Source organism: Acinetobacter sp. WY4 (assembly GCF_018438165.1).
GTDB lineage: Bacteria > Pseudomonadota > Gammaproteobacteria > Pseudomonadales > Moraxellaceae > Acinetobacter.
Genome location: NZ_CP053947.1, coordinates 2,473,597 through 2,489,345, shown reverse-complemented (window position 1 = coordinate 2,489,345; position 15,749 = coordinate 2,473,597). Strand labels below are relative to the sequence as shown.

Below are 15,749 nucleotides of genomic sequence, written 5' to 3'. Positions count from 1 at the left end.
AATAACAGGAAAAGCTATGGGTAGACCAATTGTTATTGCTAAAAAAACTGCGGATACCACACAGGATATTGTGCTGCATTCCCAACTTGCCAATCGACATGGCTTGATTGCAGGTGCCACTGGTACCGGAAAGACTGTGACTTTAAAAGTATTGGCGGAGAGCTTTTCTCGAATTGGTGTACCTGTATTCCTCGCCGATGCCAAAGGCGATGTGTCCAGCCTGGCCAAAGCAGGTGAAAGCAGCCCCAAGTTTGATGAACGGATTAAAAGTCTCAATATCGAGTCCATTCCTTTTGCAGCCTCACCAGTGGTGTTTTGGGATTTATTTGGCGAACAGGGTCATCCGATTCGCACTACCATTTCTGAAATTGGCCCGCTGCTGCTGGCGCAAATACTGAATCTGAATGACACCCAGGAAGGCGTTTTATCTGCCGTGTTTCGGATTGCCGATGATCAGGGTTTATTGCTGATCGACTTTAAAGATCTGAAAGCGATGCTGAGTTATGTCTCTGAGCATGCGGCTGACTTTAAAGCTGAATATGGCAATCTTTCACCCGCCAGTCTCGGTGCGATTCAACGTAATTTGTTAGCACTGGCTGACCAAGGCGGTGACCAGTTTTTTGGCGAGCCGGCGCTGGATCTGATGGACTTTTTGCAGACGGATAGTCAAGGACGTGGCAATATCAATTTGTTGGCGGCTGACAAGCTGATGAATACGCCTAAGCTATATGCCACGTTCTTACTCTGGATGCTCTCCGAGCTGTTTGAACAGCTTCCCGAAGTCGGCGATCTGGACAAACCTAAACTGGTGTTTTTCTTTGATGAAGCCCATCTCTTATTTGATAATGCCAGCCCTGCCCTGCAAGAAAAAATTGAGCAGGTGGTGCGTCTAATTCGCTCGAAAGGTGTAGGGATTTATTTTGTCACGCAAAATCCGTTGGACTTACCTGAAAGTGTCTTAGGCCAGCTCGGCAATCGGGTTCAACATGCTTTGCGGGCTTTCACTCCCAAAGATCAAAAAGCAGTGAAAACCGCAGCAGAGACTTTCCGAGCCAATCCTGAATTTAAAGTCGATCAGGTGATTACCGAACTTGCTGTCGGTGAAGCCCTAATTAGCTGCCTGGATGAAAAAGGCATTCCGCAAATAGTAGAGCGTGGCTGGGTCATGCCGCCGCATTCATCCTTTACACCGATCTCGCTTGAAGAACGCAAGGCTCTCATGCAGCAAAGTATTGTCGCCGGTATTTATGAGCAGCCAGTCGATCGGGATAGCGCCCATGAAATGCTGCAAAACAAGGTCGCAGAACGCCAGCAACAGGCTCAGGCCGCCGAACTTGCCAAACAGCAAAGCAAGGAACAGGAAGCTCTTGCCAAGCAGCAAATTAAAGAACAGGAACGTCTGGCACGAGAACAGCAAAAAGAAGCTGAACGCGCAGCCAAGCAACGAGAAAAACTGACTCAGGATATTGTCGGCACCTTTGCCAAAAGTGCTGCCCGTAGCCTGGGCGGGAGTACTGGGCAGAAAATTGTGCGCGGCTTACTGGGTTCGCTGTTTGGCCGCAAATAATCCCCCTCCTTTTCCGATCATCATCACACTTTTTATGGGATATTTTTATATCCCGTAATTTTTTTATGGTTTTATGACTATGCGCTATTGTAAAGCCATTTTAAAAGATGTAATTTAAATACATCTTTTAAAAAACACCTGTAGACGGCTCTCATGACTCCACAACATATTGAACTTGTACAAGCGACTGTTCCTGTTTTACGTGAAAACGGCGTAGCACTTACCACGTATTTCTATAACCGCATGCTGAAAAACCATCCAGAGTTGAAAAACACCTTCAACATGGATCATCAAAGTACTGGCCGTCAACCACGTGCCTTGGCTGCCGCAGTACTTGCCTATGCCGAAAACATTACCAATCCGGGCGTTTTGGCCAAAGCCATCGAACGCATTACCACTAAACATGTCAGCCTGGATATTCAACCGGATCAATATGCGATTGTCGGTGAGAATCTGTTGCACTCGATCAGCGAAGTTTTAGATGTACCCATGGACTCAGACCTGATTGCAGCCTGGAAAGAAGCGTATATGCAACTGGCAGATATTTTGATTGGTGTGGAAAAATCTAAATATGCCACCCTAGCTTCTGAAAATGGTGGCTGGGCGGGCTGGCGCGAATTTGAAGTAGCAGCAGTCAATGATACCGACGCAGGTAAAATCTTTACACTTAAAGCTAAAGATGGTGCAGCGATTGCAAGTGCTGAAGCCGGTGAACATATTTCAGTACGTGTACAGGTGCCTGAACAGCACATTCGTCAACCACAACAGTTTAGCTTTGATCAGGCTCAAAACGAGCAATATCAAATTACTGTGAAAGCGGAAGAAAATCCAACCGCATTCTCGGTTGCACAGACACTGATCGACCACTACAAAGTTGGTGATGTAGTTGAAGTGTCTGCCCCGCTCAAGCTTTAATTGCAAAAACGGTTTAGACTAGCATCAGATTCTGATTAAAAGCTCCATTCGTGGAGCTTTTAACATTCAATTCTTTCATTTTCTAGCTGTTGACGTTATGCAACTCAATAAATTCACTGACTATGCGCTTCGGATTCTGATGTATGTCGCACAGCCACGTGATCTCCCCTATACCATTGCAGAACTTGCCGAGCGATTACAGGTTTCACAAAATCATGCCATGAAAATCGTGCATTTTATGGCGAAACAGGAGTGGCTGATTACCACACGTGGTAAAGGTGGCGGCATACGTTTAAATCCGGCCAGCCTGAACCTCCAGCTGGGACAGATTGTGCGGATCCTGCAACGCGACAGCAATGTAGTGGAATGCAATAGCCCACCCTGCGTATTACGTCCGACCTGTGGTTTAAAAGGTATTTTAGATGATGCGGTGGAACAGTTTTATAGCAGTCTGGACCAATATGTGCTTAAAGATGTGATTAGGCCACGAAATGCGCGTTTCAGTACAAATTCTCCGATCGGCCTGATTAATCTTTAAAGTCTTCCGGGTCAGGTCTTGTGACTTATTCTTGCGGCAAAGTTCGCTTGCCTGTGCGACTTCCTTTATAATGTTTCATTGTAGATCATTTATTGAAGTTGAGTTATGCACCACAGCAGAGGAAAATCCAAAAACAGTAAGACAGCCCATGCGCCTAAGCAAAAGATCAGCTACGAGAAAAAAGTTGATTCTGCCATTACTGAATATTCTGTGCGCGCACTCAACTGGCTACGCAAAGCCGAATTTTTAATGAGTGCACCCAAACTCAGTCTTTGTGTAGAAGATACAGGCTATGAAATTGCTTTTGCCGGCCGCTCGAATGCGGGTAAGTCTAGTGCGATTAATGCCCTGACCAACCAGAAACAGTTGGCACGTGCATCGAAAAAACCTGGCCGTACCCAGATGATCAACTTTTTCAGCCTGGGTAATCCGGATCAGCGTCTGGTCGACTTACCCGGTTATGGTTATGCGGCTGTGCCTGAAAAAATGAAACTGGTCTGGCAAAAAGAACTGGAAAATTACCTGATTCACCGCCAGAGCTTACAAGGCCTGGTATTGCTGATGGATATCCGCCATCCACTGCAACACTTTGATGTGATGATGCTGGAATGGGCTTATTCCCGCCAGTTGTTCGTGCATGTCTTGTTAACCAAGTCAGATAAACTAAACCGTGGTCCTGCATCCAAAGCCTTGCAGGAAGTCAAAGCGGCATTGAAAAAGATGAAGCTGGATTTCTCGATTCAACTGTTTTCCTCCATGAACAAACAAGGTTTAGAAGAACTGGCCAGCGTCATGGGTGGCCGTTTGAACTTTACCTTAGATCAAGCATCTGAATATGATCTGGACAGCATTCCGGAAGCATCAGCGCATGATTTGAATGAATCTGATGAACCGCTTGAAGAGCTCGAGCTTAGTGAAACTGATTCTGAGCATGCTGAAGTATCGATTCATGATTTAAATGAAGCTGAAGAACCGCTGGAATTGCTTGAGCAGGATCAATCCGAGCTTAAAGCGGCAGATGAGCTAAATCAGAATAAGCGTTCAGCGGATTAAGACCATATCACCTAAATGATCTGTGATCATTCTTGATTTATTAAAACTCAACGTACAAATAAAAAAGCAGGTCAAATACCTGCTTTTTTTTATTTTTTAAATGTTTTAGCTATCTGTAGCTTGAAGATCGGGTTCACGCGTATGCCGGTCCACCACCACGCTGATCATCATATCTCCCTGAACATTCACGACTGTGCGTACGGTATCCAGTAAACGGTCGATCGGTAAAAGAATAGCAATCGCCTCGGCAGGCAAACCGACCGACTGCAAGACCATGATCATGGTCACCATACCGGCACTCGGAATTCCTGGTGCACCTAAGGATGCAATCATCGCCGTGGCGCAGACCACCAGTTGCTGCCCCAGACTCAGATCCAGTCCCATTAAATTGGCAATAAATAATGCTGCTGCCGCTTCATACAGTGCTGTGCCATCCATATTCAACTGTGTACCAAGTGGAATCACAAAGCCTGCGGTATGTGGACGTACTCCTAAATTTTCCTGTGCGCATTTCATTGACAAGGGCATGGTGGCCGAACTGGAACTGGTAGCAAAGGCAGTAATCAGAGCAGCTCGTGTGCCTTTAAAGAACGTGACCGGATCCATCTTGCCGAAAACCCATAGCAATAAAGGCAAGACCACGATGCCATGAAAAATCGTCGTGCCGGTAACCACCGCAGCGAATTCAGCCAGACGACTGAGGACTGAAACATCTTCAGTGGCAATTAATTTGGCCAATAAGGCAAAAATACCGAGTGGTGCCAGTTTCATTACCCAGCCAATCATCAACATCATGATTTCGAAAAACTGGTGACTCAGCTTGCGCACAGTACGAAATTTATCTCCTCCCGCAACCAGTGCCACACCAACAAATAGCGCAAAGACTACCACCGCCAAGACATTCCCATCGGCAAATGCTTTAAACGGATTGATCAGGGTATTCTGAATAAAGTTGGTAAAGAAAGAAGATGGCGTAAGCGTATCCGGTGTTTGATGTTGCGCCATGGCATCCTGGAACATCAGCACATCAACACCCTTACCGACATTAAACAAATGCGCACACGCCAGCCCCAAAATGAGTGCTAAGGTAGTGGTGGTCACACAGCACATCAGGGTAATTTTCCAGGTGCGGCTTAGCTGCCCACCCGCCTGCAGATTGGATACGCCGACCACGATCGAGCTAAAAATCAGCGGCACTAACAGCATTTTTAACAAGCCAATAAAAATACTGCTGACGATGCCGATGCCATATAAGCTGATATCAAAAAATGAGGTCTGCGGAAATATCGTCAATAGAAATCCAAACAGCACCCCCAATACGGCGGCAATTAAAATTTGCGTATTTAAGCTCATCTTTTCATGCATTTTTAATATTGATCTTAAGTCGCACTATGCCATGCAGTGTCTACAGAATCGAGTAATATTTTATAAACGCGGCGTGAGGACATGATATCAAATGGCCTTTTTCACCCGGCTTAAAAACAAAAAAACCGAATCTGAGATTCGGCTTTTTAAACAAGAAAAAATTACTGCGTTTCGATTTCACGTAAGCGGATCAGGCCTTCCTGAGAGGTACTGCAGACCAGCTCGCCGTTCTGCCACATCCGGCCAAAATTCAGGCCGCGCGAACTGGCGCTTTGGGTGGCATCCATATCGTAAAGCATCCACTCATCCGCACGGAACGGTTTATGGAAGTACATGGCATGGTCAATACTGGCACATTGCAAACTTGGCGAGATATAGCTCAGACCATGTGGACGAAGCGCTGTGGTCATCAAGGTAAAATCAGAATAGAAAGCAGCAATAGCCTGATGCAAGGAGATCTGATCGACTTCTGCAGCAATACGGTCATGCGTACGGATATAGTGCGCATAAGACGGTGCTTCAGGTTGAGGCTGGAATGGATTTTGCGGATTGACCGGACGAATTTCCACATGACGATCACGAGTGAAAGATGCACGGACATTTTCCGGAATAAACTCAATAATCTGTTTGATCAGTTCCGCTTCATTTTTCAGGCTTTCTGCCGGTGGATATTCAGGCTCTGAAATCTGGTAATTTAGCCCTTCTTCCTGATGCGCGAAAGACACCATACACATGAAAATGGTACGGCCATGCTGAATAGCGCGCACCTGACGGCTGACAAAGCTCTTGCCGTCACGGATACGATCCACTTCATAAATAATCGGTGCATTGACATCCCCGCCAAACAGAAAATAGGCATGTAATGAATGTGCTGGACGATCTGTGGTATAAGACGCGGCGCTTAGTGCCTGCCCTAAAACCTGCCCACCGAACACGCGCTTGCCCACCAGATTCCGGCTGATTCCCCGGAAAATGTTTTCTTCTAACTTTTCTAAGCTGAGCAGCTCGACCAGTTCCTGTGTTAAGGCATTCATAAGCAACCTATCTAATATTGGAGATATCCAAAATGGAAAAACGGATCTAAATAATTGATCTGGAATATTCTGCCACAAAATCAGACCGAAACTCTAAAGTTTGCATGACTGTTCTGTCATACTGATGTCATAAGTGACTAGGAAAAGCACCTGCTTTCACGCTAAAATTGAAGCACTTCTGTTGAAGTTGTTAAAAAAAGATATATTGTTTCGCTTTAGAAACCCGCAAAATAAATTCCCTCAGAAGTCCTGTGGTTTTGGTCAGTAAAATTAGGAGCAGCTATGTCCAAGAATGGCTTTGGTCAAATGTATCGCAAGCTTTCAAGTAAGTTACTTGATCTTGTGGTTACCCCTCATGTTCTTGGGGAAGTACCAAGTGAAGTGACAGCGCCTGAATCTGATCAGACTGCAGCAGAATCGCAGAAACTGGTCTGCTACGTTTTACAGAACCATTCGCGTAGTAATGCACTGGTTGTCGATGCAGAAACGCGACGCTTAAAATTGCCGGCTGCACTTGATCCAATGCAACTGGGCAATAATAAGGAAAAAGCATCGGTACTGTTTTTACAGCATCATGATGAAAATAACCTGTTGAGTTCTCCCCCGCATGCTTTCCCGCCGCGCCTGTTACGTCTGATTGAAATCCTGGAACAGCATCCTGAGCTGGATGTCGAACTGGTTCCGGTAACAGTACTTTGGGGACGTGAACCTGAGAAAGAAGATTCCTGGTTTAAGCTTTTATTTACCGATACTTGGTCTACGCCAAGCCGGGTCAAACAACTGGTCAATATCGGCCTGCATGGTCGCCAGTCTTATTTAGAGTTTCATGAACCGCAATCTTTACGCACCTTGATTAACTTTGCCAAAGAGACGCATCCAAATTCAGCGCCAGCAACTTATATTGTCAGCACTTTAAATGATTACCTGGATGGTCAGCGTGAAGTCATTCTCGGGCCGGATCTGTCCGACCGCCGTAATGTGATGCATGGTCTGATCAAGTCGCCAGATGTACAGGCGGCGATTCGCAATGACAGTATTCGCAGCAAAATCTCGATGCTGGAGTCTGAACGTCGCGCCATCGGTTATCTGAACGAAATCGTTTCCGACTATTCTCATTCTACCGTACGTTTTGCCGACAAGGCCCTGACCCGCTTATGGACCCAGCTTTATGACGGCGTGGAAGTGCATAATTTCAGTACCGTGCGTGAGCTGGCCAAGGATTATGAAATTGTCTATACCCCATGTCACCGCAGTCACATTGACTATTTGTTATTGTCTTATGTGATCTATCGTCGTGGCTTGATGGTGCCGTATATCGCTGCGGGCGATAACCTGAATATGCCTTTTGTCGGTCAGATTTTGCGCGGTGGTGGCGCTTTCTTTATTCGCCGTACTTTCCGCGGCAATGCGCTCTATACCACGGTGTTTAAAGAATATCTGTATAGCGTCCTGTCACGTAATACCCCGCTCGAGTACTTTATTGAAGGGGGCCGTTCACGTACCGGTCGTTTGCTACCGCCAAAAACCGGGATGCTGGCAATGACCGTGCATGGTCATTTACGTGGCAAATCCAAACCGATTGTGTTTGTACCGACCTATATCGGCTATGAACGCCTAATGGAAGGTGGTACCTATGTCGGTGAGATGAGTGGCAAGCCAAAAGAAGCCGAGTCTATTTTTGGTATTTTGAAAACCCTGCGCAAGATTGAACGTATTTTTGGCAAGGTGCACCTAAACTTCGGTAAACCAGTATTTCTGGATGATATCCTGAAACAGCATGGTGCAGAACATATCAAGATCGAAAAGAATGATGATCCGGTTCCACAAGCGGTTTCTGATGCGGTGAATAGCTCGGCACAGGCTATTCTGGAAAATATCAACAGTGCGGTGGTGATCAATCCGGTATCGTTATTGTCTTTAATCTTGCTGGCTACGCCGAAACATACGCTGGATGAAGAGATCTGTATCAAACAGCTGGACACCTATCGCACCTTGCTTGCCGCCCTGCCTTATGATGAACGCATGCAGGTCACGCCGCTTTCTGGCAAGGAAATTATTGCCTATGCAATGAAGCTGAAACTGATCAAGCGGGTCAAGCATGTACTGGGCGATATCATTGCCATTGAAGATAATCAGGCAGTTCTGCTGACCTATTTCCGTAATAATATTGTGCACACCTTTGTACTGCCTTCTTTGATTGCAGCTTTGGTTGAACATAACGGTACCATTCGCCGTCATGATGTCGTGAATATCAGCAGTACCCTGTACCCATTCCTTAAAGCCGAACTGTTCTTAAAATGGCATGAAGACGAGATTCAGGATCAGGTGAATGCGCATATTGATAGCTTAATTGCCTCGAAACTGATTACACAAGATGGTGAAAACCTGATTGCACCTGCACCAAATACAGAAGCGCATCATCAGCTTGAAGTTCTAGCTGCACCAGTAACCCAAAGTCTGGAACGTTACTACATGACTTTGGCACTGATTACCCAGCGTGGTTCTGGCAATATTTCGACCCGTCAGGTCGAAGAGCTGAGTTATCTGGTGGGACAGCGCCTGTCTGTGCTATATGAGTTCAACTCACCTGAGTTCTTCGACAAAGCCCTTTTCCAGAGCTTTATTAAAGTCTTAACCCAAAAAGGTTATCTGTGTACCAATGAAGACAATGCGATTGTCTTTGATGAGCAACTAACCAATGTGGCTCAATATGCAGATTTGGTACTGGATGAAGTGAAGCTACAAATGCTGCACCACATCACCGACTTTACGGATGAAGAACTGAAAGAAGCTTTGGATGCAGTTGCGGCTGAACAAGCCAAGAAACGCGCGAAGCGGAAGAAGAAGTAAGATTATTTAAGCCCCTAAGCTCCTTCTCCCTCCGCGGTGAAAAGCACTGCTTCGCAAGGGAGATGAGGAAAAATGTTCAAAAAATTCTCCACCTCTCCCTAGCCCTCTCCTAAAAGGAGAGGGAATTTAATCCTCCCTCTCCCCTTCGAGAAAAGGAGGAATGTTCCTCTTTTAAAAGAAGGGGCTAAAGATTATTTTTCCATCAACTCCAAATAATCCTCATAACAATCTGGATGCTCTAACTCAAATCCCATTTTCTGCATTCGAGTCGCATAAAGTTTCTTACCTGTCACCTGCTCGCTTTCTACTTGCAGCAAAGGAAGTCCCATCTGTTGTTGGAACCATTGCAATATTTCATGCATTAATTTTGGCCGGTTATCAGTCACAATATAAGACCTTTCAGGATGTTCCACGTGAATCATATGTGACAAGAAACGTGATAAATCTTCAACATGAATCCGGTTGGACCAATGCAGATTCGGATATCTCAACATCGAGGCGGCCATTTTTTGCAGACGTGCAACTGAAGTACCGTAAATGCCGCTCGGACGAATGATGGTACATTGCTCAGGATAAGCAGCGAAATAAGCCTGCTCCATCTGCTGCAAGATTTTGCCCTGAGCATCAATTGGGTGAATTTCAGTTTCGTCGTCTACGATTTCACCGGAATTTTGCCCATACACTCGTGTCGATGACACCACCACAATCCGCTTCACCGGATGCTGTTTCAAGGCAGCCACAATAGGTTGAACCGAATCCAGATAAGTCTGCTGATAGCCTTCAACCGTACTTTGTTTTGGACTAAGTAATACATAGACCCAGTCAATCGGTGCAACTGCAGTTAAATCCAGTTGATGCACATCCTGAATCAGATGAGTTGCGAATGAATCTGTTTTGGGACTCTGGCTAATTGTGCTAATTTGATGACCTTGCTCAAATAGTTGTTTAGACACACGTCGAGATGTTTTACCATAACCGATAAATAAAATATGCATTGAGCACCGAATCACAAATCTGGTTGAGGGGACATGGCTGCAGTCCATCAGTTACAAGGCGTTGGCAATGCCGCCGCTGCATTACTCGAAAAACTAAATATCTTCAATACTGATGATTTGCTTTTTCATCTACCACGTGACTATGAAGACCGTAGCACGATCATTCCCATGAATCAATTGAGCGTGGGACGCAGTTATCTGCTGGAAGGGATCGTTAAAGGTGTAGATTTTCCACCCGGTAAACGCAAATCTATGGCTGTGCTGCTGGATGATGATTTTGGCAAAGTCACTTTACGTTTTTATCATATTTATAAAGGCATTACCGACCGCTGCAAACTAGGTAACCGTTTAAGATTTTTTGGTGAAGTGCGGGTCGGTGCGCGCGGTCTGGAAATGTATCATCCCGAACTGCAAGTCATTACTGAGGACACACCTTTACCTCAAACCCAGCTCACCGCGATTTACCCTGCGACTGAAGGCCTGACCCAGCCAAAAATACGGGCCTATATTCAGCAGGCCTTGGCTCAATACAGCGATCATCTGCCTGAATTGTTACCAGCAAAATTTAGTAACGGTTATGCGCTGAAACAGGCGCTGGAATATATCCATCACCCGCCTGTCAACGCCAATATGCTGCAGCTGGCACAAGGCTCACATCCTGCACAGCAGCGTCTGATCTTTGAAGAGCTGGTAGCGCATCAGATCAGTTTATTGACACGTCGGGCTTTTATTCAGCAGGTCGAAGCGCCTTCATTTGCGCCCAGTCAGACCTATGCCAAACAGTTACTAGTCAGTCTGACTTTTGAAATGACCGGTGCGCAAAAACGTGTATCCAGAGAAATCGTGCAGGATTTAAAAAGCAATAAACCAATGTTGCGTCTGGTGCAAGGCGATGTTGGTGCAGGTAAAACCCTAGTGGCCGGTGTCGCAGCCTGCCATGCCTTAGAGGAAGGCTGGCAAGTGGCGTTGATGGCACCGACCGAGATTCTGGCCGAGCAGCATTATCTGAACTTTAAACGCTGGTTTGAGCCTTTGGGCTTAAATGTAGCCTGGCTTTCCGGCAAGCAGAAAGGTAAAGCTCGCGCCGCAGCGGAACAGGTGATTCGGGATGGCAGCGCCCATCTGGTGATCGGAACGCATGCCCTGTTTCAGGAAAATGTCGAGTTTGCCAAACTGGGTCTGGTGATTATTGATGAACAGCACCGCTTTGGTGTGGATCAGCGCCTTGCACTCAGAAATAAAGGGCTAGATGGTATGTCTCCGCATCAACTGGTGATGACTGCGACTCCGATTCCCCGCACACTGGCCATGTCTGCCTATGGTGATCTGGATACCTCGGTGATTGACGAGCTGCCGCCGGGCCGTACCCCGATTCAGACCGTGACCATTCCATTAGATCGACGCGAAGAAGTCTTGCAACGGATTGCCAGCAACTGTGCTGAAGGTAAGCAGGCATATTGGGTGTGTACACTGGTAGAACAGTCCGAAACCCTGGATGCTCAGGCCGCAGAAGCGACCTTTGCCGAAATTCGCGAGCGCTTTCCTGCGCTGAATATCGGACTGGTACATGGCAAGATGAAAGCCGATGAAAAACAGGCGGTAATGCAGCAGTTTAAAAATAATGAATTACAGCTCCTGATTGCCACCACCGTGATCGAAGTCGGGGTAGATGTACCCAATGCTTCCATCATGGTAATTGAAAATGCTGAACGTCTGGGCCTATCTCAATTGCATCAGTTACGGGGCCGGGTCGGTCGTGGCGCCAAAGCCAGTTTCTGTGCCCTACTGTATAAACATCCGCTGTCTCAAAATGGTCAGGAACGTTTAAGAATCATGCGCGAAACCAATGATGGTTTTATGATTGCCGAGAAAGATCTGGAGTTACGTGGCCCGGGTGAGCTGCTCGGGACCAAACAGACCGGGGACATGAATTTCCGTGTGGCCAAACTTGAACGTGATGATCACCTGCTCAATCAGGCACATTATGTGGCTCAGCAGATGCTCAAGGATTATCCCGATCAGGCCGAAGCATTATTGCAACGCTGGCTACCGGAAGCACCGCGCTATGCCTATGTTTAAATTACTGCAACATGGAAAATCCTGGCTGACCCACTTACAGCCCTGCCAGCTCTGTCTGACCGATCATCAGTCCATTCATTCAGTCTGTGAAGATTGCTGGCGACAATTACCCTGGGCACATCAAACCATTCAACGGCAGGAAATGCAGTTCCAGATTGCCTGCGACTATGCTTACCCGATGGACCGGCTGATTCAACTGTTTAAATATGAACAGAAGCTGCATTTGCAAAATTTACTGGCAGGTGTGCTGTTAAGTTTAGACCTACCTAAAGTCAGTGCGATAGTACCGATGCCGATCTCGAATGAGCGTCTGGCTGAGCGCGGTTATAATCAATCTCTAGTGCTGGCCAAACATGTGGCAAAACAGTTGAATGTACCCATCTGGCAACCTGTTCGACGAATGAAACAACACTCGCAAAAGGGCCTAAGCCGGCTGGAGCGGATTGAAGACATCCAATCACAATTCCAGATCAGTACCATTTCCAAGCTGCGTTACCGTCGGGTGCTGATTATTGATGATGTGGTGACGACCGGCAGCTCGATTCGAGCACTGAGCCAAACACTTGAACAACTGGGCTGTCAAAAAGTTTATGCAGCCTGTCTGGCAGGTGCTCAAATCTGAAAATTTAAGCTTGGGCGAGTAACTGCGACTTCACCCAAGGAATCACAATTTCAGTGGTCAAGGGTGCGAGTCGTAGCTCTTTTTCATCCAGATCGACCCATTTCATTTCGGCAATTTCCGCTTCAATTTTTGGCGCTTGATCTAGACTTACCCAATAGACATAACTCACCAGTTGATGATCAGGTTCATTTGCCGTCTGGGTTTCAAAACGCCCAATGAATTGCTGAATCTGCGCCTGTGTGCCAATTTCTTCCTGAATTTCACGCAACATCGTTGCTTCTGGTGCTTCATTTGGCTCCAGCTTGCCACCAACCTGCATAAAGCAGGACGTCCCTTTTTTACGAACCACCAGCAGTTGCTGCGCTTCATTTAAAATAATGGCTGCAGCCACCGTAATCACTTTCATTTATTTTCTACAAATCATGCTGTGGACAGCTTATTTTACAAGATCGGTCTGATCGACCATACCCCATTTCGCTTCAGGCGGCTGATAACTTTCAAACTGGCGCAAAATATCATCCAGATTATCACTCACAATTAAAGCATCGCTAAAGCGCGCTTTGGTAAAACCTTTCTCAGTCGTCATATGGATAAATTTGAGTAAATCATCATAGAAACCATCTACATTTAAAAAAGCACAAGGTTTTTTATGAATTCCCAACTGTGCCCAGGTCCATTGTTCAAAAATTTCTTCCAGGGTTCCAGTACCACCCGGAATGGCAATAAATCCCTGTGCCAGTTCCGACATGCGGGTTTTACGTTCATGCATATTATCGACCACAAATAGCTCGGTAATATGCGGATGCGCCAGCTCACGATTGACCAGCTGTCTTGGAATTACGCCAATCACCTTGCCACCAGCAGCCAAAGCACTATCAGCGATAATTCCCATCAAGCCAGAACGACCACCGCCATAGACCAGCGTCTGATGCCTTGCTGCCAAGGTTTGGCCAACCTTTTCGGCAATCTGGGCATAGAGAGGATCCGAGCCCAGTGCTGAACCACAAAAAATTGCGATAGAATTCATCATTTCACTCTCCAATTGACGCTATATTGTACGAAATCGCTGCAAGCGTGTTTTTTCCAAAAATAACTGCTTAATATCAGTGTTTTTATTCAATTCCTTGTCTAAAATACACCCATTCCAATTCACATACTGCGCCAGGGAGAAAAGACAGCATGCTTGAAGCCTTTTACGCCACAGAGCGCGGTAGCTTAGAAGATATCACGATTAACGGTGATTTCGACCTGCATCCAGATTTAGTATGGCTTGATCTGATTGCACCTTCGCAAGAAGAGCAGCAATGGATTCTAGATGCCTATGCGCAAAACTTACCGACCTTAAAATCGCTGGAAGATATCTCCTCTAGTGCCCGATTTTACCGTGATGATGACGGTATTTTGCATATCAGCACCTATTTTTTAACCAAAAATAAAAACTATCAGGTCGAGAATGAAAACGAAGATGAATCCAGCATGCTGGCGACGGTACAAACCGTAGCATTCATTCTGCATAAGGACCGTCTTTTTACCTTGCGTGGCGAAAAGCTGGTGGCTTTTCGTGCCTTCCGTGCCCGTGCGCGCCGCAATGATTATGAAATCGATTATAAAGATCCGACCTGGATTTTATTGGGCCTGCTCGAAGCCAAACTGGATGAGCTGGCCGATATTCTGGAAGATGTACATAAAGATTTAGAGAAATATTCAACTGAAGTGTTGAATAACCGCCATCGTGAGCAGATTCTTGATCTGGATGACATGATTACCCGACTAGCTCAACTGGAAGATATGCTCGGTAAAGCGCAGCTCTGTCTGATCGATTTACGTCGTGTTCTGACTTTCCTGTCTCGTCCACGCGCCTTAGGCAGTCATATTTATGATGCGGATATCCGAGAACTTAGTGAAGATGTCCGCTCGCTGGTTGAACATGATGCCTTCCTGTTTCAGAAAGTGCGCTTCCTGCTCGATACCACGTCCGGATTCATTAACACGGAACAGAACGATACGATTCGTCGATTCTCGATCTTGCCAAGTATGCTTGCGCCACCGATGCTGATCGCCAGTATTTATGGCATGAATACCGAAGTTCTGCCTTTTGCACAAGGCACCATGAGCTTCATTATGGTCAGTATTATTTTGATCGGCTTTTTAATCGGGCCATTGATTTACTTTAGATGGAAGAAGTGGATTTAATTTCTTCACCCTCTCTCTAACTCTCTCCCATAGGGAGAGAGGACTTCCAATATTTATTGAGATAGTAGTTTTTAAAATATCATTTCTATCCATAAATTTAGAGAGGAAGTTCCCTCTCCTTTTAGGAGAGGGTTAGGGTGAGGTCATATTTTAATCCTTCCTAACGTCCTTTTGATAAAGGAAGGACTTTACTTTTAAAATGTGTCAACAATAAAAAAAAAGCACCTTTCGGTGCTTTTTTATTTACTGAATGATCTGTAAATCATCCTGTAAATGACAGGCCTGAATGATATTCATCATTTTAGCAGGGACAGCTTTAAACTGTAGTCCTTGCGCTTGAGGCGTCTGGCGCAACCAGCGCACCAATACTGCCAAAGCCAAAGTACTACCACTTTCAAGCCCAGCTAGATTAACCACAAGCGGAAACTTGCTCTGTGACTGAACCACACGCAGACCATTTAGGTAATAGTCCTGCGCATTGGCATAGTCAATCTTGCCTGAAACCTGCAATTCCTGATCCTTGAATACAATCACGGCT

At 46.0% G+C, this 15,749-nt stretch carries 13 protein-coding genes and 1 pseudogene; 8 read left to right on the top strand and 6 right to left on the bottom strand.

All coding sequences use genetic code 11. From position 1 onward, the window contains the following. Positions 1-16: 16 nt before the first annotated feature. From G4D73_RS11585 to yihA, 4 genes and pseudogenes are all read left to right on the top strand, one after another. Entirely contained in the window at positions 17-1,567 is a 1,551-nt protein-coding gene (locus tag G4D73_RS11585; RefSeq protein ID WP_005249894.1) for a helicase HerA-like domain-containing protein, read from the top strand. Positions 1,568-1,720: 153 nt separating this feature from the next. Then, positions 1,721-2,482, top strand: coding sequence for a globin domain-containing protein (locus tag G4D73_RS11580; RefSeq protein WP_004281516.1), 762 nt, complete (start codon positions 1,721-1,723; stop codon positions 2,480-2,482). A 97-nt stretch (positions 2,483-2,579) separates the two neighbouring features. After that, positions 2,580-3,020 carry an RrF2 family transcriptional regulator gene (locus G4D73_RS11575; RefSeq protein ID WP_004732285.1) on the top strand — a complete coding sequence of 147 codons (441 nt, stop codon included), beginning with the start codon at positions 2,580-2,582 and terminating at the stop codon, positions 3,018-3,020. A gap of 105 nt (positions 3,021-3,125) precedes the next feature. After that, positions 3,126-3,902: pseudogene (gene yihA / locus G4D73_RS11570) on the top strand (ribosome biogenesis GTP-binding protein YihA/YsxC); the annotation flags it as partial. A gap of 276 nt (positions 3,903-4,178) precedes the next feature. Here yihA and G4D73_RS11565 read toward each other — a convergent pair. Then, complete coding sequence (locus G4D73_RS11565) at positions 4,179-5,426, bottom strand: dicarboxylate/amino acid:cation symporter (RefSeq protein WP_224216264.1); 1,248 nt, start codon at positions 5,424-5,426, stop codon at positions 4,179-4,181. A gap of 173 nt (positions 5,427-5,599) precedes the next feature. After that, entirely contained in the window at positions 5,600-6,472 is an 873-nt protein-coding gene (locus tag G4D73_RS11560) for an acyl-CoA thioesterase (RefSeq protein ID WP_213686822.1), read from the bottom strand. A 282-nt stretch (positions 6,473-6,754) separates the two neighbouring features. On the opposite strand from G4D73_RS11560, the gene plsB reads away from it, so the two are divergent. Further along, entirely contained in the window at positions 6,755-9,322 is a 2,568-nt protein-coding gene (gene plsB, locus G4D73_RS11555) for a glycerol-3-phosphate 1-O-acyltransferase PlsB (RefSeq protein ID WP_213686821.1), read from the top strand. 191 nt (positions 9,323-9,513) lie between these two features. On the opposite strand, the gene G4D73_RS11550 is transcribed toward plsB, so the two are convergent. Beyond that, complete coding sequence (locus G4D73_RS11550; protein WP_213686820.1) at positions 9,514-10,317, bottom strand: NAD(P)H-binding protein; 804 nt, start codon at positions 10,315-10,317, stop codon at positions 9,514-9,516. Between the two features lie 33 nt (positions 10,318-10,350). On the opposite strand from G4D73_RS11550, the gene recG reads away from it, so the two are divergent. Beyond that, on the top strand, positions 10,351-12,396 hold the full coding sequence (gene recG, locus G4D73_RS11545) for an ATP-dependent DNA helicase RecG (RefSeq protein WP_213686819.1): 2,046 nt from the start codon (positions 10,351-10,353) through the stop codon (positions 12,394-12,396). Continuing rightward, entirely contained in the window at positions 12,383-13,018 is a 636-nt protein-coding gene (locus G4D73_RS11540; RefSeq protein ID WP_213686818.1) for a ComF family protein, read from the top strand. The genes recG and G4D73_RS11540 overlap by 14 nt, the downstream gene beginning before the upstream one ends. Before the next feature lie 4 nt (positions 13,019-13,022). Here the strand turns inward: G4D73_RS11540 and G4D73_RS11535 are convergent, their stop codons facing one another. Both G4D73_RS11535 and G4D73_RS11530 read right to left on the bottom strand, forming a co-directional pair. Next, positions 13,023-13,424, bottom strand: a complete 402-nt coding sequence (locus tag G4D73_RS11535; protein ID WP_004732301.1) for an NUDIX hydrolase — start codon at positions 13,422-13,424, stop codon at positions 13,023-13,025. 30 nt (positions 13,425-13,454) lie between these two features. Further along, positions 13,455-14,045: a TIGR00730 family Rossman fold protein gene (locus G4D73_RS11530; RefSeq protein ID WP_213687751.1), complete on the bottom strand. Its 591-nt coding sequence runs from the start codon at positions 14,043-14,045 to the stop codon at positions 13,455-13,457. A gap of 152 nt (positions 14,046-14,197) precedes the next feature. Here G4D73_RS11530 and G4D73_RS11525 point away from each other — a divergent pair, with 152 nt between their 5' ends. After that, complete coding sequence (locus G4D73_RS11525; protein WP_005248226.1) at positions 14,198-15,211, top strand: CorA family divalent cation transporter; 1,014 nt, start codon at positions 14,198-14,200, stop codon at positions 15,209-15,211. A 243-nt stretch (positions 15,212-15,454) separates the two neighbouring features. On the opposite strand, the gene G4D73_RS11520 is transcribed toward G4D73_RS11525, so the two are convergent. After that, the gene (locus G4D73_RS11520) at positions 15,455-15,745 is read right to left on the bottom strand and encodes an STAS domain-containing protein (RefSeq protein WP_004281528.1); all 291 of its coding nucleotides are present in this window, start codon (positions 15,743-15,745) and stop codon (positions 15,455-15,457) included. Positions 15,746-15,749 lie beyond the last annotated feature (4 nt).